Raw genomic sequence first — 22,415 nt, 5'->3', positions numbered from 1 at the left:
AGGTAATAGTCAAAGGGCATAGTAATAAAATGATACCCTAAAAGGTAATTCCAGGATTTTCTACAATCATTTCTGTTTCGACTGCCAAAGGGGCTATTTTTTTCTTATCTAGCTCAATAGTTTCGACAATACCCCTACGAGCATTGCGAGTACCCGTGATTTGAAAATAAGCTTCCGAAAGCAAAGGCTCTCGCAAGTCACCAAAGGCATAAAAAGGCTGACTCAAAGATTCTTTGACCGTAACACTAGGTACAAAACCTGCCGTATAATCAGACTTTCCCGCCGAGTTAAAAGTTTTTAGGACAATCGGCATCATACCTTGCTGAAATCTCTTCTTGTCGTCTTTGATCACAATCGAGCCTACGTTTTTTCCTACCGTGACATCCCCAATAATAACCACCTCCATGAAAGGCTTGAGGGCATTGATTACAAGTTCGCTTGCCGAAGCCGTACGCCCACTCACAAGCACATATACTCGTTGAAGATTACTACCAACATTTTCGGCCTTGTTTTGAAAATAGTTGATATTAAACTCTTTCCCTTGTTTTTTTTCTAGTTCAGGAGCTACTTTTGAGTTGTATTCATCTTTGGAAAAAACCGTTTTATCCGTCACGCCTTTGGCAATAAAGCTCCCTAAAACGACCGCCGTAGATATATAGCCACCTCCGTTGTATCTCAAATCCAGCACAAATTCGTTGATTCCTGCCGCTTTGAACTTCCCAAATATTCGAGCCATTTTTTGGTCATACAATGGTTGGTCGCTATTGTTGGGTTTTGAGTAAAAGCGATTATAGACCAAATACCCAATTTTTTTATCATTTTTGACATAAACAGTATCAAGCAACATGGGGTCTTCTTGAAGAGGCAGCGCCACTACCGACTTAGTTTGGTCAGTATTTACAAAATTTCCGCTATCAACTTTCCCCAAAGTGTAAACATAATTGGTCCCTTTTTCAAAAAGTTGCCCATAGTTACTGCTGGTTGCGATTTCGCCATCTACGGTGATTTTACTAAAAATATCGCCCCTCTTAATACCACTTTTTTGGGCGGGCGAATCAGGATAAACATACATCACAAAGCCTGCAATGTTGCCGTTATTGTTGTAAAGTGCTATGCGAGCACCGGTCGTTTTCGACTCTCCAAGCAACGACGCCTCCGTACTTTCGGCATTGGTCAGAAAACGCGAAAACCGGTCACCGTCGGGGCGGGCTTGCTTATCAAAAGTATAAAGCAACGAATTGAAGTAATTTTCAGAAGCTAAGGTTTTATTGTCAAGCGCTCCGGTGGGGATTTTATCACGCCAATAGTACCAAAAATCCATATTGACCGCCACAAATTCATTGACAAGAGCGTCGCCTTGCAATACATCTTTCTGTTTGCAAGCACTTAAAATCACTAAAAATCCAAACGCGCTAAAAAGCGCTATTTTTGAAATTAATTTTCGCATATTTGTTGAGAAGGTTTACGACCCGTTTCAAAACGAGTAAAGACCAAATTTATTTCAAATCCCTTTATACCCAAAACTTTACGCCTCATTTTATCAATTACGACAAACTACCCACTAAAATGTTTTCACGCTTTATTATTTTTTTTGGAATATTTTTTCCCACGGTACTTTTTGCCCAATGGCGCCTCCAATCAAGCGGCACCGAATCCAGTTTTAGAGCAATTTCGGCAGTCAATGCCAAAGTGGTATGGGCAAGTGGCTCCCAAGGTACTGTTTTACGAACCACCGACGGCGGTACCACTTGGAATGTTATCCGTGTCAATGGGGCCGAAAAACTAGATTTTAGAGGTATCAAAGCGTTGGATGCCCAAAATGCCATCATCGTCAGCGCTGGACTTGCCGAAGAGGGGCAGGCGAAAATCTACCGCACTACCGACGCTGGCAACAGCTGGCAGCTAGTGTGGGAAACCTCCCAAAAAGGTGTATTCTTGGATGGAATAGCTTTTTGGGATTCCAAAAATGGCGTCATTTTTGGCGACCCTATCGACAATCGCCTCTACCTCCTCAAAACCGCCGATGGTGGAAAAACTTGGGAACGCCTCTCCCCTGCTTCTTTACCTTCCAACCTACCCAATGAAGCCTCCTTTGCCGCTAGCAATTCTACGATGGTAGTGACCGGAAAAAATAATATATGGATAGGCTCGGGCGGTGCCGACCGCGCTCGGGTGTTTTTTTCCCCTGACCGTGGACTGCATTGGCAAGTCACCGATACCCCCATGAAAGCAGATGCTTCTTCGGGCATTTTTGGTTTGCATTTTTGGGATTTGAAAAATGGAATCGCCGTAGGTGGCAATTATAAAGCTGAAAAAGGAGATTTTGAGAACGTAATCATCACCCAAGATGGAGGTAAGACTTGGCAAAAAGCCACTGCTACCACTCCCGCAGGACTGAAAGAAGCAGTAGCGAAGCTTAAAAACGGGTGGCTCGTCACCGTAGGCCCTGCTGGAAGTGCAGTTTCTAAAGATAACGCTCAAACATGGCAACCGCTCACTGATACCCCTAACGGAATGCACGCTATGACCTGCATCGATAACAGCTGCTGGACAATAGGAGCCAAGGGACAAATCGCAAAAATAGATTTTTAAGATACCTTTTAGCTTGAAAAACAAACCAAAGCACTTACATTTGTAGCATTAAAATTTGCATCGGGGTGCCTCCTGGGAGGCTGAGATTATACCCGCGAACCTGAACTGGTTAGGACCAGCGTAGGAAATGCGTCAAACAGAAACTATCATATCACACACATAGCCACATTTCCCTTTTGCGGGGAGATGTGGCTTTTTTTATGTCCAAAACTATGAGCTTTGAACTAGTCAAAAAAGACCTAACCAACTGGCAAAACCGCAAAGAATGGTTTTTTAATCGGGAGTTTACAGATACCTACGAGCAGTGGTACGAAGGCCCCTACAAACGTGCTGAAGTATGGCAAAAGAAGGTGATTGAGCAACTCGTCACAAAAGACAGTCGCGTCAAGACATTGTTAGAATTTGGCTGTGGTACCGCGCGCTTCACGCGTTGGTGGCATCAGATTGGGATTGAGGCTTCGGGCGGCGACATTTCGCCTTTTATGTTGGCACAAGCGGTGCATCTTTTCAAAGGTGATTTGGTCATGGCCGATTCTCATCATATGCCCTTCAAAGACCACACGTTCGACGCCGTAGCTTTTATCACTACTTTCGAATATTACCGCGACCCTGTGAAGGTTATTCGCGAAGCTGCTCGCGTAGGCAAGCATGGTATTGTGTTTGGGATGATGAATCGCAATTCGCCCAAAGTAGCCCGCCGACGTATTCAGCAGGCTTTCGGGAAAAACCCTTTCTACGTAACCGCCACTTTTTATACCCCCAATCATCTCATTTCTATCATCGACGAAGCCCTCAAAGGACGCCAATACAGCATAGAATGGACCTGTACGGGACTTCCTAAGTGGTTTCCATTACAACAATGGAGTGTTCCATATGGTGATTTCTTTGGATTGTACGTCAAACTTTTATAAGACATGGAAGATACAAAAACGGGCAAAATCTCCGACGAAGATTTCAAATCGCAGATTTTCCCCTACTGCGGTGCTACCCGTACCGAAGTAAGAGTGGGGCCTAGTTTTGGTACCGACATCTCCATTATAGATTTACCTAATGGATATGAAATGGCCCTCACCAGCGACCCTCTGTCTTATATTCCCAATTTGGGATTGGAAGAATCGGCTTGGCTATCGGTACATCTCATGGCCAACGACATGGCTACCACTGGCATCGCACCTCAGTACGCGCAGTTTGTCCTCAACCTTCCGTCTTATGTCTCTGCCCATGATTTTGAGGTATATTGGCAATATATCCACTCATTTTGTCAACAAATAGGCGTGGCTATCACAGGCGGGCATACGGGCAGATTTCAGGGGCTAGATTCCACTATTGCCGGAGGCGGCACCATGATTGCTACCGCGCCCAAAGGTCAAATGCTATGTAGCCAATGGGCACAGTCAGGACAAGATATCGTGGTGACGAAACAAGCCGCTTTGGTAGCTACTTCTATTTTGGCGCGGAGTTTTCCCAATACCGTCAAAAACCTGTGTGGACATGAAGTGTATCAGGAAGCTTCTGCCTTGTTTTACCAAACCAGTAGTCTCTCCGAAGCACTTATTGCGGCTCATTTTAATCAACATACCCCAAAAGCAATCACGGCCATGCACGATGTAACGGAAGGCGGGATTTTGGGAGCGATATACGAAATGGCCCTAGCATCGGGCTGTGGCGCTTTGGTAGAAAAAGACAGTTTGCCCCTTGGGACTATTCCTCAGCGTGTGTGTGGGGTTTTCAATATCGACCCTGCCTATTGCGTAGGCGCAGGCAGTATGATTATGGCCGTAGCTCCCAATAGTACTGCCGCACTGCTCAAAACCTTGGAAGAAAATCATATTGCCGCTACTTGTGTAGGAAGATTTGTAGCTCCCTCCGAAGGGGTTCGCATTCAGTCTGCTCAAGGAAGCCACAATATCATTCCACCTGATACCGACCCCTATTGGGCAGCCTTTTTCAACGCACTTAAGCAAGGACTCACATGAATGATTTTAAAAAAATTAGGGGAGGTGTTTATCTCGTCATCGACCCTGCATGGGAACTTTCATTTACGCTGCCGAGACTAGAGCAAGCGCTCAAAGCAGGAATCAGCACCGTACAAATTTGGGATCACTGGCTGCCCGATACTTCTAAAAAGGGATATATCGAGGCTATCACGGCTTTAGCGCATGAGTACGAAGTTCCTGTTTTTATCAACAATCATTGGGAGTTGTTAAAAAATTCTTCCCTTGACGGCGTTCATTTTGATGCACCTCCTCACCAACTATCAGTGATACAAAAAGAACTTGTTAGACCTTTTTTGAAGGGAATTACTTGCGGCAACGACCTATCTACGGTACACTGGGCTACCAAACATGGATTTGATTATGTTTCTTTTTGCTCAATGTTTCCTACTTCTGCCACCGATTCTTGTGAAATTGTCCAGCCCTCTACTGTCATGCAAGCGCGAGCCACTACCCCACTTCCCATTTTTGTGGCTGGTGGCATTAGCTTAGACAATATTGCCTCGCTTCTTCCTTGCGGTATCGATGGCGTGGCGTTGATTTCGGGCATTATGAAATCAGACGACCCATTTACAATCACTGTCCAATTTAAAAATCATTTTCTCAACCATGAAAGCAACCCTCATTCATAAACTTTGCTGTCCGTTTGACAAACAAGACCTCAAACTGACAATCATTACCCAGGATGTCAACCAAAACATCATCGAAGGCTTACTTTCCTGTCCTGCTTGTGCGCGGTATTATCCCATTGTGTACGGCATTCCAATCATGAACCCCGACGAATACCGCGAAAAACAACTTGAAGCACCTATCATGGCGCGGTGGGCAAAACAGCTTGGTACTACCAATACCCCCGAGTAACGCATAAAAAACCCCGGCTGCGTTCAAAACGCAGCCGGGGTTATATCTGAGAATGATTATTTTTTAGGGGATATTTCACCTAAATCAATACTATTTTTATCCTTGTTCCAATACAATCGATACTTTTTGCCCGATTCTACTTTGTATTCTTCACTTGCTTTATCGACCGTACTCACCCTCATATACACTTGGCTATCAGCAAGTTTAAATTCGGCCTTCTTTTTGGTAGGTAAGAAAAACGCCTGCCAATTGATACGGTCGCCGCTTACTTCATAGGCGATTTCATTGCTAAGTTCGTTTTGAATCGAAAAAGGATAACGATCGTTGACAGGGTCGGTAGCAATATCAGCCAAAGCTACTATTTCGACTTTTACCGTCGCTAAGGTTGACTTTTCTTTTTTCTTTACCACAAAATACAATTCTTCTCCTACGCAAGTTTTATCCAACATACCTACTGCACTTTTGGTATCTTCTACTTTGTAGCAGGCCGTTGCTTCTTTGCCAGAATCAAAATCGCTCGCTGCTTTTTTGTCCGTAAAGAAAGCCACATCTACGCTCAATTCGCCATTGGGTTCTGCCAAGTAGGGTCTAAAATCAAAGCCTTCTTTACTCAAAGTATCAGGATTGATCACCCGAAGATTCTTATAAAAAGTATCCCAAGTGTTTACTTTCTCATTTTTATACACCGTAATTCGATAAAAAGCCCCTGCTGTACCTTTGGGAAGCGTGACTTTGATAGGTTTATTTTTTGCCAACAGATTATTGACAGTATTGCTGGTACGAAAAACCACGTACTCTACAATAACCTCTTGGAGTACTTTTTGAGCCACTGCCTGAAAGCTCACCAAAAAAATACTAAACAAACCGAAGAAGAATAGTTTTTTCATAAAAATTTGAAAAGTTGTAAACGCATACACAACGTAAAGATGGTAATTTTATTTTCAAGTGGCCTATCTTTGCATCATGAACTTTTTTCGCGCACTACGTTCCAACTTACCTTTTATCGCACCGTATTGCCTTCTCTTGCTAGTATTGGGCACTTATCAGCTTCTGTATCGACAAGGCATCATTAGTCTAGAAATCAATCGGCATCATAGTTCATGGGCGGATGTATTTTTCAAATATTATACTCACGTAGGGGACGGTATTTTTTGCATCGGAGTAGGTTTTATCATGATGTATTGGTCACGAATCAAAGGGGTTCTAATCATCACTGCTTATGCTATTTCGGGGATATTGGCGCAACTCATCAAAAACTTTGGGTTCCCGAAAGAACCCCGCCCCGCTCAGTATTTTTCGGGAATGATGCAGCATTTACACACTGTTTCGGGGGTAGAACTAAGCCAATGGAATAGTTTTCCGTCAGGACATACCACTTCTGCTTTTGCTTTTTTTGCTCTTATTGCCATTTGGACCAAATCCCCTTTCTTAAAGTTTATGTGCCTTGTGGCGGCGTCGTTGGTAGGGTTTTCGCGAATGTACTTACTCCAACATTTTTTGGTCGATGTATTCGTAGGTTCGATGCTGGGTAGCATCACGGCATTGGGGGTAGCACTTTTTTGGAAACAGCGCATGAATCAAACAAGCTTGTCATGAAAAATCAACAATCTATATTCGAAAAACCTTGGGCAGTCGCGTTGTTAGCTATCGTTTTTTTTGTTCCTTTCTTGGGAAAAGTACATTTATTTGATTGGGACGAAATCAATTTTGCCGAATCGGCGCGCGAAATGCTCATTACGGGCAATTATCTTCGTGTCCAAATCGACTACCAACCTTTTTGGGAAAAACCGCCCTTGTTTATTTGGCTACAGGTTCTTTCTATGAAAACCTTCGGAGTCAACGAATTTGCGGCGCGTTTTCCTAACGCTGTCATTGGTCTCGTCACGCTTTTGACTTTTTATTTTTTAGGCAAACGTCTTTACAATGCCCGCTTTGGCTTCCTATGGGCATTGGCTTATGTAGGTTCTATTACGCCACATTTGTATTTCAAATCGGGTATCATCGACCCTTGGTTCAATTATTTTATGTTTTTGAGCGTCGTTTTGCTTTTTCCTTCCGACAAACCTTTACGTTTTTTTTGGGCGGGTGTCTTTGCAGGATTAGCCGTCTGGACCAAAGGCCCCGTGGGAGTAGGCATACCGACCCTTACGTTGGGAGCCTATTGGGCGTTGAGTTATTTTCAATCAAAATCCCCCTCCCAAGCACCGATTTATTCATTTAAAAACCTTTTTATTTTTGGGCTCACGGCGGGCTTACTTACTTTAGGATGGATGTTGGCTATCATTTGGGAAAGTGGATGGGCTACCTTTGTGGCCTTCTTAGAATACCTGTATCGGCTGGGAGCTACCTCCGAAGCCGACCACGGTCAACCTTTCTATTATCATTTTGTGGTAGTATTGATAGGATGCTTTCCTATTTCGGTGTTGGGTCTTCCATACGTATTGGCGATTTTTGCTCCTTTGGTCAAAAAAATTGGCAAAACCCCTAAAAACCCTCTCCCTCAAGGATTTGCCTTGCTGATGCTATGTTTGTTTTGGGTAGTAATGATTGTATTCTCAATCGTGAAGACCAAAATCGTCCATTATAGCTCCATGACTTACTTCCCGCTATCGTTTTTGGCGGCATTGTGGCTATATCGATGGCTTCAAAACCAAGTTACATGGCCAAAATGGGTGAGTACGTTTTTTCTTGTGGTGGGTTTTGTACTTTCTCTTGCCCTCATGGCCGTGCCGCTGATTGGTATTTATACCGCCTTTTTTACGCCCTACATTGATGACACATTCGTAGTGGGCAATTTACAGGCACCTGTGGAGTGGAAAGGCTATGAGTGGTTTTTTGGCGTAGGTTACTTTTGTATTATTTGTGCGGCACTGTTTCTCAAAAACCAAAACAAACTACTGGCTATCAGGACCGTATTTTTTGCTACAGCGCTTTTAATGTTTATTTATAGCGCCATAGTGGTTCCCAAAATAGAAGGATATACGCAGCAAACTGTCATTGATTTTTATGAATCCAAAAGGGGGCAGGATATTTATGTGTGGCCTATTGGATTTAAGAGTTATGCGCAGTTTTTTTATTTCAAAAAACCTCCCGGTGTGCGCCCCGAAGCAAGTAATGAAGAGTGGCTCATCAATGGCCCCGTAGATAAACCTACTTTTTTGATTTCACGAATCGACCGCGCCGAGCCGTACCGTAGTCATCCCAATCTGGAGCTTATAAAAGAAGAAAATGGGTTTGTGTTTTTCAGAAGAAAACCCGATTATCAAAAAATCTCGGAGTCTTTGAATCCCTGATAAGTGCTTGGCAGGCTTGATGTTTTTTCAGACCTGCCAAGTTTTATTTATTGGTTCAAAACACCTTCTAAATCGGCAGGTGAATAAAATACCGATTTCAAAGTTTTATTGTCGGAAGTGCGATAGACAAGGTACTTGCCATTGTCTTCTTTATAATAACAATCCGTGCCTTTGTCCTGAAAGTGCTTAATGGTGGCTTCGGCTTCTTCGACAGAATTACACGCTTTGCTCATATTGGAGCGCTGCACTTCGTCAAACAAGGCTTTGAATTTATGGCCCAATCCAAATTCCAATACTGCCCCTGAAAGTACATATTGAATATCGGCGAGAGCGTCGGCTACGCCTACGATGTCTTTCTCCAAAATCGCCACTTCCAGCTCCTTCAACTCTTCAGCAATCAGTGCTACTCTGAGTTTGCAGCGGTCTTCTGAAGGGATTTGGGGAGCTTCGAGTATGGGGTGTTTAAAAGTACGGTGAAAATCAGCGACTTGATTGAGGCAATCTAATGGTTCCATTGAATAAATGAGTTGTTGGGATAAAACTATGCCCCAAAACTAACAAAAAACACGGAGAAGCCTCCCCGCTTTTGAGACATCTTAATTGCCCACAGATGGTAAAAACGAAATATCTACCTCATAAATAGCATAATTTTGCGGTTCTACGCGCACTTTGATTTTTTGTCCAAGCGTCAGAAAAGGCGAAGGATTATACCAAATATTGTCGCTCTCATACGTATATACTTTTTGGGAATGAGCATCAAAATACTGAGCCACGATAACCCAAGGACTTTTGCCGCCTATTCTCAAAGAAGCATTGAATCTTACATCTACTACATCGGCAAGGATGGTTTGGCCGCTTTCTTTCAGCTTTTCTTTGTTACGATTTTTTCGCCATATTCCTATCAATCCACCATAGCCAATCCCAGCAAAAATGACCGAAAAAGCGCCAAAAATGACAGGGAACAACCACGAATCGATGCCACTTAGTACCACGTCGTCGGGTTTGTTGGGCATATACCATAGTTTAACTTCTTCGCCAAGGTCATAAGCAGGCGGGCTCGAATAGGTAGAAGAATAATAACGAGCCTCTACGCCTTCGCGAGTGGTGTACACTATCACGGGAGCAGATGAGCCCTTTCGGTTCCGATTAAACCCCTCTACTGTACCGACCGTTTCTACGCCTTTGCGTTTGAGGGTTTGGGTAGAGCTCCAACTTGAATAAGCCACGATACCAAAAATAGTACCCACCAGAGCAAATAAGCCACAAAAGAAAGTCCAAAAATTATTTTTCAACCACATGATTAATAAATGTTTATTGCTGTTTCATTTCCTTACTGGCCTTCAAAAACCACGTAAGTGTCTGTTTTTCAGCAAAGTTATTTAGTATTTCAAATCATGTCGCCACTCACTTATTATTCGGTTGGAGTTAGGGCTTTTCAAAGCTGTTTTCCTACGGTTCATACCGTGATTGCCTACGCTTCACGGTTCACAATCCACGCCTCAAGTTTTTTTCTTTTTTTATTTCTCTTTCTGATTTTACTTTCATCCGCTATAGTTTTTCAGATACAGTTCTTTTTTTGCAACTTTATATATCATATCATTTCACAACTTCCGAATGCCTCTTCGCCCCACCACCATTTTTATATTTTTGTTTAGCTGCTGTAGGTTGTGGAATGTGGGTGCACAATCTTCTGATATTTCTTTTCAACATTTAAGCCCTGAGCAAGGCTTACCGATTCATTATGCCACCGGCATTGTGCAAGACACTTCAGGGTTTATATGGGTAGGTACATTGGCAGGATTGACCCGATACGATGGCACTCGATGTTTGGTATTTGACCACGACCGACAAAACCCTTATTCATTGTCTGATATCATTGTAAGGTCCGTTTTTTTATCCAAAAATGGCACCTTATGGGTGGGAACACAGCATGGATTTAATCGATTTGATTTTAAAACACAGCGTTTTGAAAGATTTCACTTCACTCAATACGGTGAGCGCTCCGACTATATCAGGGCAATTGGGGAAGACAAACGCGGTAAACTTTGGCTCGCTACGGCGCACGGGGTGATTGTTTTTGACCCCAAAACTAAAAAATCTGAACTTCTCAAGCTCCCTACTGACGAGTCTTCCAAGTCATCGGTTTATTCAACTCGCACACTCTTCGTCGACGGCAATACGGTGTGGATTGGGACTGATTTGGGGCTTTATCACTATGATTATGTCGAAAAAACTTTTGAAGTTTTTTGCAAAAGCGACGAATTGGGTAGTATTCCTGACAACTCTGTTTCGGCGCTAGTTAAGCATCCCAAAACAGGGCATATCATTGTAGGTAATCGCAACGGCTCTTTATCAGCACTAAACCCCTACACTGGACATTTTGCACGTATTGGTATTCCTATGCCACAAGCCCGCGAGATTAGTTGTTTGTTTTTTGCAAAAGATGGCAAGCTTTGGATTAGTACGCAAGGAGAGGGAGTGTTTTCGTACAATGAAGCTCAACAAAAATTTCAACAGTATCAAAGTGATATTAGTAATCCCAATAGCCTTAGTTCTAACTATGTGAGGGCTATTTTTCAAGACCACTCGGGAGTGCTGTGGTTTACGACAGCCTATAAAGGCATCAGTCGTTTTCATCCTTCTAACCAGTCGTTTTCGTCACCACTCGATAAAACAGGCTATAAACCAAGCTCTGCTAATGGTGCGGCGATCAACCGAATCGGAATTGATCGCGCCAATAACTTATGGCTCGCAACCGACAATGGAATGCTTTGGGTCAATCAACAAACCAATGCCTATAAGATTTATAAATACGAACCTAAAGACCCTAAAGTCCCAACCGACCATGCCGTCAATTGTGTATGGGTAGACCCCCAGGATGAAGTGTGGTTTGGGACACACGCCCGTTTTCATCACTTGATTCCAAGCACGGGTCAAATGGAAGTCTACGATTTTTTGCCCAACGAAACCATGCCTTCGCCTCCCTCCAATCTTAGCCGAAGAGATTTTGTAGCTGGCAAAAACGTGTATGATGTTTATCCTAGACCTGGCGGTCAGCTGTACATAGGAACCGATGAAGGGCTCAATATTTTTGACCCCAAAACCAAAACATTTGCCAATCGTTTCAATGATGAGCGTATCCGACGCCTGCCTCTCAATCGCTTCAATAGTTTGTATGTAGATAGCAAAAACAACCTTTGGGCAGGCTGCGGCGTAGATGAAGTACTGTGTATTAGTCATGATTTGAAAACCGTAAAAACCTATCGATACCAAGAAGACAATCCCAAAAGCCTACCTGACAACGGCGTCATGTCTTTTGCCGAAGATAGCAAGGGAAATATATGGATGGGCACAGATAATGGGCTCGCTTATTTAGACACAAAAACCCAAGAATTTACTAATTATTTTACCCGAGATGGCTTGGTTAACAACTACGTTTCGGCTTTAGTGATGGTTGGCAATACCCTCTGGATGGGTACTGCCAACGGACTCTGCAAATATGATGCCCTCACCAAACGTTTTGTATCTTTTGGAAGAGCCGACAACCTTAAAGTGCTTTCTATTGAAACCAAGTCTGTTCTCAAAGATTCTCAGGGAAACCTTTATTTTGGGGGGCTGTATGGTTTGGTAAAGTTTCATCCTAAACATGTCAAAACCAACAATTATGTGCCGCCGGTAGTGATTACTTCACTCAAGGTATATGGCAAAGAAAAGCTTTCTACCTTGATTCCAAAATCAGACCGCCCTGTTAGTCTTAGCTATGACGAAAATGACCTCACCATAGAAGCTTCTGCTCTAAGCTACGATCATTCCGAAAACAACCTTTTTACGTTTTGGCTTGAAAATCTCGAAAAACGCTGGAGTCCGCCCAGCCGACAAGCCACCCTCAACTATCTTAATGTACCACCGGGAGAGTATGTTTTGCACGTCAAAGCCGCTAATAATGATGGCCTTTGGAACACTGTTCCTTATCGCCTTTCTATTATTATTTACCCACCTTTTTGGCAGACTTGGTGGTTTCGGGTGTTGTTGGGTATTAGTATCATTGGGGCAGGTATTTATTATTATTTGTGGCGGGTAAAAATGATTGAGCGAGAACACGCCCTCGAAGTAAAATTGTTGGAAGAACAACGTACCCTTCAAAAACAGCTCAATCAGGAACTTACCGAAAAACTAACCTACCAACAAAAATTTGAATTAGCCCAAAAACAGCAGGCCGAAACCGAACGAAAAGCGATATTGCTCGAACGAGAAAAGCTATTGTCGAGGTACCAAAATCTAGTAAATCAACTCAACCCGCACTTTCTCTTCAATAGCTTAGCGGTATTGGATAGCTTGATTTATAAAGATTATAAGCTCGCTTCTAAATACTTACGCCAACTTACAAAAGTGTATCGTTATTTGATCGAAAACGATGACCATGAAGTAGTTAGCCTCGAACAAGAACTGCGTTTTGCCAACGATTTTGTAAGCCTACTACACATGCGGTATGGAGCAGGTTTAAAAATCGAGTTAAACCTTCCCGACGACATTTTAAACAAAAAGGTAGTACCAGTTACGTTTCAAAATCTTATAGAAAATGCTATCAAACATAATACCACTACCTTGGAATCGCCGCTGTGGATTCAAATCAGCGAAAAAGACGGCTATTTAGTGTTTGAAAACAACCTTCAAAAGAGAATAACCGTAACCACATCCAACAAAAAAGGGCTTGGCGATTTTAGAGCTTTGTATAGTTATCTGAGCGACAAACCACTCAAAATACTAGAAACTGAGGATCGGTTTTTGGTCTATGTACCACTTATCGACTAACGGCTTAGTTGTTGGTTTAGCAGACATAACTCAATAAATCAACGACTTAATATTTTTTTGTTTAAGACCTCTCTCCGTCTTTTTAGCTTTGCGAACCTCCTTAAAGAACTATGAATAATATCGAACCCCAACAAAAAAAGCTTATCCAAACCAGCTTTGCTCGGATAGTATCCCGTGCCGAACGCGCCGCTCAACTATTCTATCAACGATTATTTGAGATATTGCCCGAAGCAAAGCCCCTCTTTAAAAGTGATCTCCAAACCCAAGGAATCAAACTTTTTCAGGTTATTAGTTTTGCTGTATGCTCATTAGATAATCTTGATGAGCTTATACCACTCCTTCAGGATTTAGGAAAAAGACATATCAAATATGGCGTTGAGGCTTCACAGTATGCCTCTGTGAGTGAGTCTTTCATGTGGACATTGGAAGAAATCCTGAAAGATGAGTTCACGCCTGATATTCGCCAAGCCTGGGAAGAAGTGTACCAACTGATGTCGAGTGTAATGATAGAAGCGGCCTACTCCAAAACCGATGCCTGAATGAATCGCCGCGCCAAAATACCTATCGCCCCCGGCAAGGCCCGTGAGTATTCTTTCGACATTATCAATTCTGATGTCAAATATCAGAATTTGGTCAGTCAACTCAATCCTCACTTTCTCTTCAATAGCCTCGCTACTTTGGAGAGCCTCATTCATAGTGACCCACGCCTTGCTGTCAAGTTTTTGAGTCAGCTCACGCGGGTGTATCGCTATATACTTTCCACTCGCGAAACACCCCTAGTAGCTTTGGCCGACGAACTGAGCTTTATTAAAGACTATGCCGATTTGTTACAAACACGATTTGGAAAGGGACTCCAAATTCACCTCAAAACTCCTAGCTCTAAAGTGCTTCAGACCCAAATCGTACCCGCAGTTTTACAGATATTAATCGAAAACGCCACCCGTCACAACATCACCGATCCTGACTCTCCGCTCTGCATCAGCATCGAAGTGGTGGGGTATACACTAGTCGTAGAAAACAACCTACAGAAAAAACAAATTTTAGAAGCAAAACGACAAGAAACCCTCCAAAGCTTAGGCAATCTGTATAATTACTTATCGACTGCTCCACTTACTATCGAACAAACCGAAAGTACTTTTAGGGTCATTGTACCGCTTTTGAATAAAGAATCTTAGAACCACTCCCTCAACACCCTAACCATGAAAGTTTTAATTGTTGAAGACGAAATCCTCATCGCCGAACAGCTGCAACGAATGCTGAAGGACATTGCCCCCCAAGTAGAAGTTTTGGATATATTACACAGTGTCAAAACTGCTCGTAGGTGGTTTATGCAAAACGCCGAGCCTGATTTGTTGTTTATGGATATTCAGCTTTCAGACGGTATCAGCTTTGATTTGTTCAACTATTTCGACATCAAATGCCCCATCATATTTGCCACAGCCTACGACGAATACGCCATCAAAGCATTTAAGGTAAACGGCATTGATTATTTACTAAAACCCATTGATGAAGAGGATCTTATCCGCGCTTTAGAGAAATTTAAAGCTCTCCAAAAAAACGCCACTATTTCCAATGAGCTGTTACAATCGCTGGTCAATCACCCTTCGCACCAAAATAGAATCTATAAAGAAAAACTCATCGTGCAGCACCGAAATGCGTCGTTGCCGATTATGCTCAACGATATCGATGTGTTTTATCTTGACCAAGTAATTTATGTAGTAACCCACGACGGGCAAAAATACGTAGCGGAGCAAAATACGCTCGACGAAATCGAAGATATTCTCAATCCTTTGGAGTTTTTCAGGGCAGGGCGTCGTCAAATCATCAATCAACGTGCCATAGAAAGCTATAAAGGCGATACTTCTGGAAAGCTGTATGTAAAACTAAAAAATCAGCATGTGCCTGAAGTAGAAATAAGCCGCGAAAAAGCCCCGGTTTTTAAACGTTGGATTGATCGCTAGGAGTACCCTAAACTCAGGCGCTAACTGCGTTGTTTGACTATGATTCGCTTCTTACAGAGCTTGCACCTGAGGGGTAAACGCAGGCAGTGCTTTGAGCGCTAACTGCGTTATTTGCTGCGTTGTTTGACTATGATTCCCTTCTTGCAGGGCGTGCGCACGAAACGGAAACGCAGTCAGCGCTTTGAGCGCTAACTGCGTTGTTTGACTATGATTCGCTTCTTACAGAGCTTGCGCCTGAGGTATTGGAGCGGACAGAGGCCGTACCACGATAGCGCACATTGCTAGCGCCGCTTGCTTCTACGTCGAGTTTGCCATTGACACTTACGCGAATACTGCTCGCACCTGATACATCCAAAATCGCTTCTTTCACCGGAAAATCATACGCTCTCAACGAAGTAGCACCCGAAATATCACCTTCTAAACGTTGCGCCGACCCTACCAATGTGATAGTAGAGGCTCCCGAAACATCCATGATGATTTTTTGGGCTTTTACCTGAATATCAGACTTAGAGGCTCCCGAAATATCCAAATCGAGGGTTCCTAAATCATTGAAACCCGATACCTTTGAATTGGTAGCACCTGAGAGGTCAAGGCCTTTGAGAGTAGGCATCGAAATCGTAACGGTTACTTTTTTGCGGTTACGGTTCCAATTGAAGGAATCTTTGTAGCGAATCCGAAGTTTATCGCCTACTACCGCCGATTCCAAATCGTCGAGATCTTCGCGACGGCCTTCGAGTTTGACGGAATAGTTGCCTTTGGTGACGATGATTTCAAAGGCGCTTCCAAGCGATAAGCGTTCAAATCCCTTGTGATTTAAAGTACGCGAAGTACGCTCGTCATCTTGGCCATGGTTGGCATTTTCGGAAGAAAAAGAGCAAGCAAACAGCATAAAAATACTCGCAAAGACCACAGAAGAGAATCGGATAAAAGGACTAGTTTTCATGGTTTTTATATCAGTTGTAGTTTTGTTTTTCTAAAAGATGTTATTTCGATACGATATGTTGCATATCAATAATGTTTTCTTTTCGTTCCAAATATTCATTGCTTAAAACTATTTGACTTACATACTTTAGGTCGGGAATTTTCTCCCTCAAAAAACAGCTTAAGAAAAGTTATTATTAGGTATACTAAGTTTGCGCTTTCTTCATTACACCATTTTAGAAGTCAACTCTTTCGTTTCAATCAGCCTTACTTTCTTTATATACTTCTATATACTTACCTAAAATAAAGACTACAAAAAACTGTTATGTTCCAAATACATTCTAGTTACATTTGCGTCCGACAGAAGTAGCGAGGTGTAGTCCCTTTTTCCCAAAACCAGATTTTCATCTCCCCTTTATTTCGTTTTTTATTTATTAACCTATTTATCAATCCCTTAAATTATCACCAATGAACCGTAGAATCTTCCTACAACAAACCGCTAGCATGAGTGCATTGGCACTGCTCGGCATTCAGGCGCAAGCCAATCCCAACGCTAAGTCGGTAGGGCTACAGCTTTATACACTTCGCAACGACATCCAGAAAGAAGGCATTGAAAAAGTATTGGCCGAAGTAGCCAAACTAGGATACAAAAAAGTAGAAAACTTTGGGTATGGACAAGGGAAGTTTTTTGGAAAAACCCCTACCGAATACCTCAAAATCTTAAAAGACAATGGCTTAGAAGCAATCAGTGGGCATTATCTTACAGGTAGAAGCAAAGCCATGGGCAATGCAGATGGACTCATCAGAAACTGGGAAAAAGTAGTAGATGATGCCGCAGCTATTGGACAAAAATACGCCGTGATTGCCTATTTGTTTGACGACGAGCGCAAACCCGAAGATTATAAACAACTCATAGATCAACTCAACAAAGGCCAAGAAGTCGTAAAAAAAGCAGGACTAGAATTTGGCTACCACAACCATGACTTTGAGTTTACCCAAAAAGTAGATGGTCAGAAACCCTATGATTTGTTATTGAAAAATACCAATATCCTCATGGAGATTGATTTGTATTGGGTAGCCAAAGCCAACGAACAGGCCGTTGAATATTTTAATAATTATCCTGGGCGCTTCCCACTTTGGCACCTCAAAGACATGGCCAATACCCCCGAAAAAGAATTTGCCGAAGTAGGATTAGGCAGTATTGACTTCGGGGCGTTGTTTAAACACGCCAAGAAAGCAGGGCTTAAACATTATTTCGTAGAACAAGACGTGTGCAAACGCCCTCCCCTCGAAAGTGTCAAGATAAGCATGGAGAATATCCAAAAAGCAAAATGGGGATAAAAGCAAAGGGGGCTTTTCAAGCCCCCTTTTATCAACTTTATAGCTACTTTTAGGTGAGAATGAGATGATAAAAACCCTGTTTATATTCATAGGAAGCCACCTTGCCTTTGCCTTGGTATTTTACCTTAAAGCCATGATTTTCCAATAAATAGAGGGCATCTCGCAGCGTCATTCCTTTCAAATTTGGGAGCTTATTGGGGTCAGCATCACGATTTTCCCATTTCACGCCTTCACTCGCTTTTCTGGCTTCCACCCACCCGTCTACATTGACTGGCGATTCTATGTCCATTTCTTCCGAAATAATCCTTAAGTCTTCGGCATGACCTGCTCGCAGCTGACGCGACATTTCGGAAGTTTTATTTTTTTTGTTGGTCAAAGGCGGATGCATCGTAATATCGTATCCAATAATCCGGTCGGCCACTTCTTTGAAAACTGGAGCGGCCACACTTCCTGCATACAATTGTTCCATACTAAATCCACGCGGACTATCCACCATTACTAGGCAAGTATACCTAGGGGCATTGGCCGGGAAATACCCTATAAAGGAGGTATTATAAAGCCCTGGCACATAGCGACCATTTACGAGCTTTTGGGCAGTGCCTGTCTTACCCGCAATTTTGCAGTTTGGGTTTCGGATATTGGTAGCCGTACCTCGCTCCACTACCCCTTCCAAGATAAGTCTTGCTTTGCGCAGCGAATTTTCAGAAGCTATTTTTTCGGCACTTTTGGTGGGCAAAATCTCCTGAATAATCTCATCGGCCTGCTTTATTTGTTTCACTAAAATTGGCTTTACCCAATAGCCATCATTGGCGATAGCATTGTAAAAAGCCAACATCTGCAAGGGTGTCACTTCAGATTCATATCCATAACTCATGTAAGTCAATGAAGTTTTGCTCCACAACTTATCAGAAGGAGTGCGTACCTTTGGAGTCGGCTCGCCTAGCATCTGAATTTGAGTGCTTTCTCGTAAATGAAAGCGCTTGAGGTAACCTAAGTATTTGGCAGGATTGGCATAAAAATAATCTTTCATTATCAAGTGTACTCCCACGTTGGAGGATTTTTCAAACACTTGTTGAGCCGTAATACTCCCATGACCGGTTCGTTTGGTATCTCGGATAGTAGCAGTGCTATATTTGACTACTCCATCACCTGTATGGTATACTTTCTGTAACGGCAACCCTTCCTCAAATCCCGCTAGCATAGTAGCCAACTTAAAAGTAGACCCTGGATTGGCACGTCCTGCCAAGGCATGATTGTAGGTTTCGCGGTAAGTCGAATCGCCGTATCTGGAAAGATTCGCAATGGCTCTGATTTCGCCCGTCTGTACCTCCATCACGATTACACAACCGTGCGAAGCTTTATAGCGTTGAAGGGTATTTCGGAGGGCGGTCTCGGCAATGTCCTGAAAATTAACGTCTAGCGTAGTATGCAAATCATAGCCGTTGATAGGTTGCAAGCCCGCATCATCTTCGTTGGGCATGAAAGTTTGGTCGTCTAGCACTCTAAAAAGACCTACTCCCGGCGCTCCAGCAAGTTTTTTGTCAAAGCTCGCTTCGATACCCACTAGCCCCCGTCTAGTACCTCTATCCAGATACCCAATGGTACGCTCTGCTAGAGAGCCAAAAGGATTATATCTTTCATAAGAAATCGTAAGCTTACCTCCTTTGCTACGTCCTGTAGAAGCAAATCTCCTGAAAAACGGCCATCCATTCCAAGAAACGGGTTCGCGCTTACCTTCTTTGGTGATACGATAGCTTTTGAAGGTTTGGTTGAGAATGATGTCGTATTCGCGGTAAGTAATTTTACGCTTGATCAAACGGATATTTCGATTGCCCTTTCTAGCATTTTTTTCATACTCATGCCGCGCAAAAACCAATTCGCGCCGATATTCCTCTTTACTTTTTTGCTTAAAAGTACTCGCAAAAAGAGTAGCCAACGAATCTACTCTGGTATAGAAGTAGGTACTATCTGCAACCGAAGGGTCGATAGATACTTCAAAATAGGGCAAAGAAGTAGCAATCAAGCTACCATCATTGGAGTAGATATTGCCTCTCATGGCCGGAATGGTATCAATCCTGACCGTCTTTGACATATAATCTATCCAAGGTTTGCCTTTATAAAGAGCATAATGTTGGATATAAAATATCCGATAAATCACAAAAATCCCTAGTGCTATCAGGCCCGCCGTAATGAGCCATGAGCGCTGCAAAATATCGTCTCTGATGTTTTTAGGTCTCTTTATCATGGGTTAAGGCAGTTAAATGTTTATAATCTCTAAGGGTTTTTGACCTCAATTCTCTGCGGAGTAATGCGGCTTTCTTTGAGACCAAGCTTTTCGACTTTGGGGGCTAGTTCTGACTGTTTTCCCATTTTCATATAATTTGCTTTCAAAATGGTGTAAGCAGCACGAAGGTTATTGACTTCTTCATTGGCTTTGCGCATGTGTCGCATTTGGCGCTCAGCATTGATACGACAAAATATAACCACTAACCCCAATCCTAGTAAAAATAGAGCGCGGTCTAAATAATGAACCGGAAATTCTTTACCGCCAATCAGTTTCTCCACATTAAACCACTGACCTACCCAAGTCAGTACCTTGCTATTGTTAGCACTCGTCTTACGGGGTTTCTTTTGCGCATTTAATACGTTGACAGCCATTTGCTTGAGTGTTTAAAAAAGGGTTAGAGTAATGTTTATTTAAAATTTATAATTTTTCGGCAATCCGCAGTTTAGCACTTCGCGCCCGTGGGTTTTGGGCAATCTCCTCTGGTGAGGCTTCGAGGGGTTTACGAGTGATGGATTGAAGCGGTTTGAGGTCATTTCCAAAGAGATCTTTTTCCACTTCTCCATAAAACTTTCCTTTTCCGATAAAATTTTTCACCAGTCGGTCTTCCAAAGAATGATAAGACATCACTACCAATCTTCCTGAAGGTTTGAGGACTTCGGCAGCTTGGGTCAAAAATTCTTGCAAAGCTCCCATTTCATCGTTTACCTCTATGCGCAATGCCTGAAATACCTGGGCAAAATATTTGTTTTCTTTACCACGAGGAGCATAGCGCTGTAAGCTTTGCTTTAGATCATTGACCGTTTCGATGGGCTGATTGGCTCTTGCTGCCACGATAGCTGCCGCTGCGGTTTTGGCGTTTTGTAGCTCCCCATACATACCCAATATCCGATGTAGCTCTTCTGCCGAATACGTATTTACCAATTCGCGAGCACTCAGCCCACCACGCGGATTCATGCGCATATCAAGTTGCGCATCAAATCGCGTCGAAAAACCGCGCTCGGGCGTATCAAACTGATGCGACGAAACCCCCAAATCTCCCAAAATCCCATCTACTTGCCTTAGCCCGTACAAACGGAGGTATTTTTGAAGCAATCGAAAATTGGCATCCACAAACGTAAGACGCTTATCATCAATAGCCTGCGCATTGAGCTTAGCATCTGGGTCTTGATCAAAACCAAACAGGCGCCCCTTATCACCAAGGCGAGATAAAATGGCCTTTGAGTGGCCTCCCCCCCCAAAAGTGACATCCACATAGATACCTTCTGGATGAATATTCAATCCATCTACACAGGCGTCCAATAATACCGGATTATGATACATTTTTTAGATTAATATTACTCTGTCAATTTCAAACAACGCCTCGCCTTACGGCTTGGGGCGCGCAAAAATAACGAACTTGACGAGACAAGGGGTAGTATTCGTCAAATTAACGACGAACGGACAATTGATTGTATTTTCAAAGGGGATAACGACAGTATATTCTCGTATGACAAAGATAGAAATTTCGTCTCAACTCTAAGATAGGTATTTTTTTCTTTTTGAGGGAAAATTTTAAAACTACTTCAAAAAGAAAGACTTATAAGAACCGTTTCTTATCAAAGAATTATCCCGAAGGTTGGAAAGCGTAGGAACAACTAACATATAGTCGCTAGAATCAGAAGCTCAAAATTTGTTATCAAAAAGATTTTTGTTTGACTTCTCCGAAGTCCTTGTTGCGAAGCTAAAAACCTCATCCTACAAAGATTAAGCTTCTCCCAACCTTCTCTTCCTCAGCGGCATTTTCACATTCTGCCTCGGAGAGGCACAACATTTGTAGTTAACACGTCCCCACCCAAAACAAACGACTTCGGAGAAGTCAAAACAATAGCTTAAGGAAAAAATTTTTGTAAAAAGATAGCTATCATACACATAAAAAAAACCTTCTGTTTGTATTTGGGAGCGCATCTCCACTCAAACACAAATCAGAAGGTTTTTTAGGAATCATCCCATTTGGCAATGACTCATAGGAGGGGATTACAAGTTAAAACCGAAATTTTTATTCTTCTCCCACTATTTTGAATACTGCACCGATCATTGATTCATCCACTCGCAGCTGACACGCCAAACGACTACAGGAAGTAGCCGCAGGAAGGGTATCTAGAATATCCAATTCGGCATCATTGACGGGCGGAAGATTGTCTCCGCCGTTGAGTACTTCTACGTGACAAGTAGCGCACAAAGCCATACCTCCGCACGTAGCCAAGATGTGGTATTCGGAAGCCTTGAGGACTTCCATGAGATTTAGCCCGATTCCTTCGGGGATTTCGAGGTCTTGCCGCTGACCTACTCTATCTTCTACGGTAAATTGTATCAT

Annotated in this window: 21 protein-coding genes and 1 riboswitch; of the genes, 12 read left to right on the top strand and 9 right to left on the bottom strand. The window is 42.8% G+C overall.

Features of this window, described 5'->3' with window-relative positions:
- Nucleotides 1-37: 37 nt before the first annotated feature.
- A complete protein-coding gene (locus tag G563_RS35960) occupies nt 38-1,447 on the bottom strand; it encodes a S41 family peptidase (RefSeq protein WP_051211222.1) in 1,410 nt (469 codons plus the stop codon).
- On the opposite strand from G563_RS35960, the gene G563_RS0126520 reads away from it, so the two are divergent.
- From G563_RS0126520 to G563_RS0126500, 5 genes are all read left to right on the top strand, one after another.
- Nucleotides 1,429-2,592 (top strand): WD40/YVTN/BNR-like repeat-containing protein, encoded by a 1,164-nt coding sequence (locus G563_RS0126520; RefSeq protein WP_229598575.1) that lies wholly within the window; start codon nt 1,429-1,431, stop codon nt 2,590-2,592. The genes G563_RS35960 and G563_RS0126520 overlap by 19 nt on opposite strands.
- A 51-nt stretch (nt 2,593-2,643) precedes the next feature.
- Nucleotides 2,644-2,736: riboswitch (TPP riboswitch) on the top strand.
- Between the two features lie 68 nt (nt 2,737-2,804).
- On the top strand, nt 2,805-3,503 hold the full coding sequence (locus tag G563_RS0126515) for a class I SAM-dependent methyltransferase (RefSeq protein WP_157585625.1): 699 nt from the start codon (nt 2,805-2,807) through the stop codon (nt 3,501-3,503).
- A gap of 3 nt (nt 3,504-3,506) precedes the next feature.
- The gene (locus G563_RS0126510) at nt 3,507-4,568 is read left to right on the top strand and encodes an AIR synthase family protein (protein ID WP_028667998.1); all 1,062 of its coding nucleotides are present in this window, start codon (nt 3,507-3,509) and stop codon (nt 4,566-4,568) included.
- Nucleotides 4,565-5,218 (top strand): thiamine phosphate synthase, encoded by a 654-nt coding sequence (locus tag G563_RS35955; RefSeq protein ID WP_063828444.1) that lies wholly within the window; start codon nt 4,565-4,567, stop codon nt 5,216-5,218. Before G563_RS0126510 ends, G563_RS35955 begins: the two co-directional genes overlap by 4 nt.
- Nucleotides 5,196-5,447, top strand: coding sequence for a Trm112 family protein (locus tag G563_RS0126500; protein WP_028667997.1), 252 nt, complete (start codon nt 5,196-5,198; stop codon nt 5,445-5,447). The genes G563_RS35955 and G563_RS0126500 overlap by 23 nt, the downstream gene beginning before the upstream one ends.
- Before the next feature lie 56 nt (nt 5,448-5,503).
- Here the strand turns inward: G563_RS0126500 and G563_RS0126495 are convergent, their stop codons facing one another.
- Nucleotides 5,504-6,334: a hypothetical protein gene (locus G563_RS0126495; RefSeq protein ID WP_028667996.1), complete on the bottom strand. Its 831-nt coding sequence runs from the start codon at nt 6,332-6,334 to the stop codon at nt 5,504-5,506.
- Nucleotides 6,335-6,410: 76 nt separating this feature from the next.
- Here G563_RS0126495 and G563_RS0126490 point away from each other — a divergent pair, with 76 nt between their 5' ends.
- The gene (locus G563_RS0126490; protein WP_028667995.1) at nt 6,411-7,043 is read left to right on the top strand and encodes a phosphatase PAP2 family protein; all 633 of its coding nucleotides are present in this window, start codon (nt 6,411-6,413) and stop codon (nt 7,041-7,043) included.
- A complete protein-coding gene (locus G563_RS0126485; RefSeq protein WP_028667994.1) occupies nt 7,040-8,740 on the top strand; it encodes an ArnT family glycosyltransferase in 1,701 nt (566 codons plus the stop codon). Before G563_RS0126490 ends, G563_RS0126485 begins: the two co-directional genes overlap by 4 nt.
- A 47-nt stretch (nt 8,741-8,787) precedes the next feature.
- Here the strand turns inward: G563_RS0126485 and G563_RS0126480 are convergent, their stop codons facing one another.
- Complete coding sequence (locus tag G563_RS0126480) at nt 8,788-9,255, bottom strand: pyrophosphohydrolase domain-containing protein (protein WP_028667993.1); 468 nt, start codon at nt 9,253-9,255, stop codon at nt 8,788-8,790.
- 81 nt (nt 9,256-9,336) lie between these two features.
- Nucleotides 9,337-10,038 (bottom strand): DUF3592 domain-containing protein, encoded by a 702-nt coding sequence (locus G563_RS0126475; RefSeq protein ID WP_028667992.1) that lies wholly within the window; start codon nt 10,036-10,038, stop codon nt 9,337-9,339.
- A 316-nt stretch (nt 10,039-10,354) separates the two neighbouring features.
- On the opposite strand from G563_RS0126475, the gene G563_RS0126470 reads away from it, so the two are divergent.
- The 4 genes from G563_RS0126470 (at nt 10,355) to G563_RS0126455 (ending at nt 15,513) form a co-directional block, all read left to right on the top strand.
- Complete coding sequence (locus tag G563_RS0126470; protein WP_028667991.1) at nt 10,355-13,552, top strand: ligand-binding sensor domain-containing protein; 3,198 nt, start codon at nt 10,355-10,357, stop codon at nt 13,550-13,552.
- A gap of 110 nt (nt 13,553-13,662) precedes the next feature.
- The gene (locus tag G563_RS0126465; RefSeq protein ID WP_037328280.1) at nt 13,663-14,091 is read left to right on the top strand and encodes a globin family protein; all 429 of its coding nucleotides are present in this window, start codon (nt 13,663-13,665) and stop codon (nt 14,089-14,091) included.
- Nucleotides 14,092-14,727, top strand: a complete 636-nt coding sequence (locus G563_RS35950) for a sensor histidine kinase (protein WP_051211221.1) — start codon at nt 14,092-14,094, stop codon at nt 14,725-14,727. It begins immediately after the preceding gene.
- 24 nt (nt 14,728-14,751) lie between these two features.
- Complete coding sequence (locus tag G563_RS0126455) at nt 14,752-15,513, top strand: LytR/AlgR family response regulator transcription factor (protein ID WP_028667989.1); 762 nt, start codon at nt 14,752-14,754, stop codon at nt 15,511-15,513.
- A gap of 205 nt (nt 15,514-15,718) precedes the next feature.
- On the opposite strand, the gene G563_RS0126450 is transcribed toward G563_RS0126455, so the two are convergent.
- Complete coding sequence (locus tag G563_RS0126450; protein WP_028667988.1) at nt 15,719-16,456, bottom strand: head GIN domain-containing protein; 738 nt, start codon at nt 16,454-16,456, stop codon at nt 15,719-15,721.
- A gap of 446 nt (nt 16,457-16,902) precedes the next feature.
- Between G563_RS0126450 and G563_RS0126445 the strand changes: the two genes are divergently transcribed.
- Nucleotides 16,903-17,775 (top strand): sugar phosphate isomerase/epimerase family protein, encoded by an 873-nt coding sequence (locus G563_RS0126445; RefSeq protein ID WP_028667987.1) that lies wholly within the window; start codon nt 16,903-16,905, stop codon nt 17,773-17,775.
- A gap of 49 nt (nt 17,776-17,824) precedes the next feature.
- Here the strand turns inward: G563_RS0126445 and G563_RS0126440 are convergent, their stop codons facing one another.
- The 4 genes from G563_RS0126440 to G563_RS0126425 form a co-directional block, all read right to left on the bottom strand.
- Nucleotides 17,825-20,020 carry a penicillin-binding transpeptidase domain-containing protein gene (locus G563_RS0126440; RefSeq protein ID WP_028667986.1) on the bottom strand — a complete coding sequence of 732 codons (2,196 nt, stop codon included), beginning with the start codon at nt 20,018-20,020 and terminating at the stop codon, nt 17,825-17,827.
- A 29-nt stretch (nt 20,021-20,049) separates the two neighbouring features.
- On the bottom strand, nt 20,050-20,433 hold the full coding sequence (locus G563_RS0126435; RefSeq protein ID WP_028667985.1) for an FtsL-like putative cell division protein: 384 nt from the start codon (nt 20,431-20,433) through the stop codon (nt 20,050-20,052).
- Nucleotides 20,434-20,479: 46 nt separating this feature from the next.
- Nucleotides 20,480-21,382 (bottom strand): 16S rRNA (cytosine(1402)-N(4))-methyltransferase RsmH, encoded by a 903-nt coding sequence (gene rsmH / locus G563_RS0126430; protein ID WP_028667984.1) that lies wholly within the window; start codon nt 21,380-21,382, stop codon nt 20,480-20,482.
- Between the two features lie 715 nt (nt 21,383-22,097).
- A complete protein-coding gene (locus tag G563_RS0126425) occupies nt 22,098-22,415 on the bottom strand; it encodes a 2Fe-2S iron-sulfur cluster-binding protein (RefSeq protein ID WP_028667983.1) in 318 nt (105 codons plus the stop codon).

The sequence above is a fragment of the Runella zeae DSM 19591 genome (assembly GCF_000423565.1).
GTDB classification, from domain to species: domain Bacteria; phylum Bacteroidota; class Bacteroidia; order Cytophagales; family Spirosomataceae; genus Runella; species Runella zeae.
The sequence above is the reverse complement of the archived record's forward strand: the minus strand, read 5'-3'. Positions and strand labels throughout refer to the sequence as shown.

Excerpts from the sequence above, each read along its gene's own strand:
- G563_RS35960 (WP_051211222.1), bottom strand. The coding sequence starts at position 1,447 with ATGCGAAAATTAATTTCAAAAATAGCGCTTTTTAGCGCGTTTGGATTT.
- G563_RS0126515 (WP_157585625.1), top strand. The coding sequence starts at position 2,805 with ATGAGCTTTGAACTAGTCAAAAAAGACCTAACCAACTGGCAAAACCGC.
- G563_RS0126510 (WP_028667998.1), top strand. The coding sequence starts at position 3,507 with ATGGAAGATACAAAAACGGGCAAAATCTCCGACGAAGATTTCAAATCG.
- G563_RS35955 (WP_063828444.1), top strand. The coding sequence starts at position 4,565 with ATGAATGATTTTAAAAAAATTAGGGGAGGTGTTTATCTCGTCATCGAC.
- G563_RS0126500 (WP_028667997.1), top strand. The coding sequence starts at position 5,196 with ATGAAAGCAACCCTCATTCATAAACTTTGCTGTCCGTTTGACAAACAA.
- G563_RS0126495 (WP_028667996.1), bottom strand. The coding sequence starts at position 6,334 with ATGAAAAAACTATTCTTCTTCGGTTTGTTTAGTATTTTTTTGGTGAGC.
- G563_RS0126490 (WP_028667995.1), top strand. The coding sequence starts at position 6,411 with ATGAACTTTTTTCGCGCACTACGTTCCAACTTACCTTTTATCGCACCG.
- G563_RS0126485 (WP_028667994.1), top strand. The coding sequence starts at position 7,040 with ATGAAAAATCAACAATCTATATTCGAAAAACCTTGGGCAGTCGCGTTG.
- G563_RS0126480 (WP_028667993.1), bottom strand. The coding sequence starts at position 9,255 with ATGGAACCATTAGATTGCCTCAATCAAGTCGCTGATTTTCACCGTACT.
- G563_RS0126475 (WP_028667992.1), bottom strand. The coding sequence starts at position 10,038 with ATGTGGTTGAAAAATAATTTTTGGACTTTCTTTTGTGGCTTATTTGCT.
- G563_RS0126470 (WP_028667991.1), top strand. The coding sequence starts at position 10,355 with ATGCCTCTTCGCCCCACCACCATTTTTATATTTTTGTTTAGCTGCTGT.
- G563_RS0126465 (WP_037328280.1), top strand. The coding sequence starts at position 13,663 with ATGAATAATATCGAACCCCAACAAAAAAAGCTTATCCAAACCAGCTTT.
- G563_RS35950 (WP_051211221.1), top strand. The coding sequence starts at position 14,092 with ATGAATCGCCGCGCCAAAATACCTATCGCCCCCGGCAAGGCCCGTGAG.
- G563_RS0126455 (WP_028667989.1), top strand. The coding sequence starts at position 14,752 with ATGAAAGTTTTAATTGTTGAAGACGAAATCCTCATCGCCGAACAGCTG.
- G563_RS0126450 (WP_028667988.1), bottom strand. The coding sequence starts at position 16,456 with ATGAAAACTAGTCCTTTTATCCGATTCTCTTCTGTGGTCTTTGCGAGT.
- G563_RS0126445 (WP_028667987.1), top strand. The coding sequence starts at position 16,903 with ATGAACCGTAGAATCTTCCTACAACAAACCGCTAGCATGAGTGCATTG.
- G563_RS0126440 (WP_028667986.1), bottom strand. The coding sequence starts at position 20,020 with ATGATAAAGAGACCTAAAAACATCAGAGACGATATTTTGCAGCGCTCA.
- G563_RS0126435 (WP_028667985.1), bottom strand. The coding sequence starts at position 20,433 with ATGGCTGTCAACGTATTAAATGCGCAAAAGAAACCCCGTAAGACGAGT.
- rsmH (WP_028667984.1), bottom strand. The coding sequence starts at position 21,382 with ATGTATCATAATCCGGTATTATTGGACGCCTGTGTAGATGGATTGAAT.
- G563_RS0126425 (WP_028667983.1), bottom strand. The coding sequence starts at position 22,415 with ATGATACAATTTACCGTAGAAGATAGAGTAGGTCAGCGGCAAGACCTC.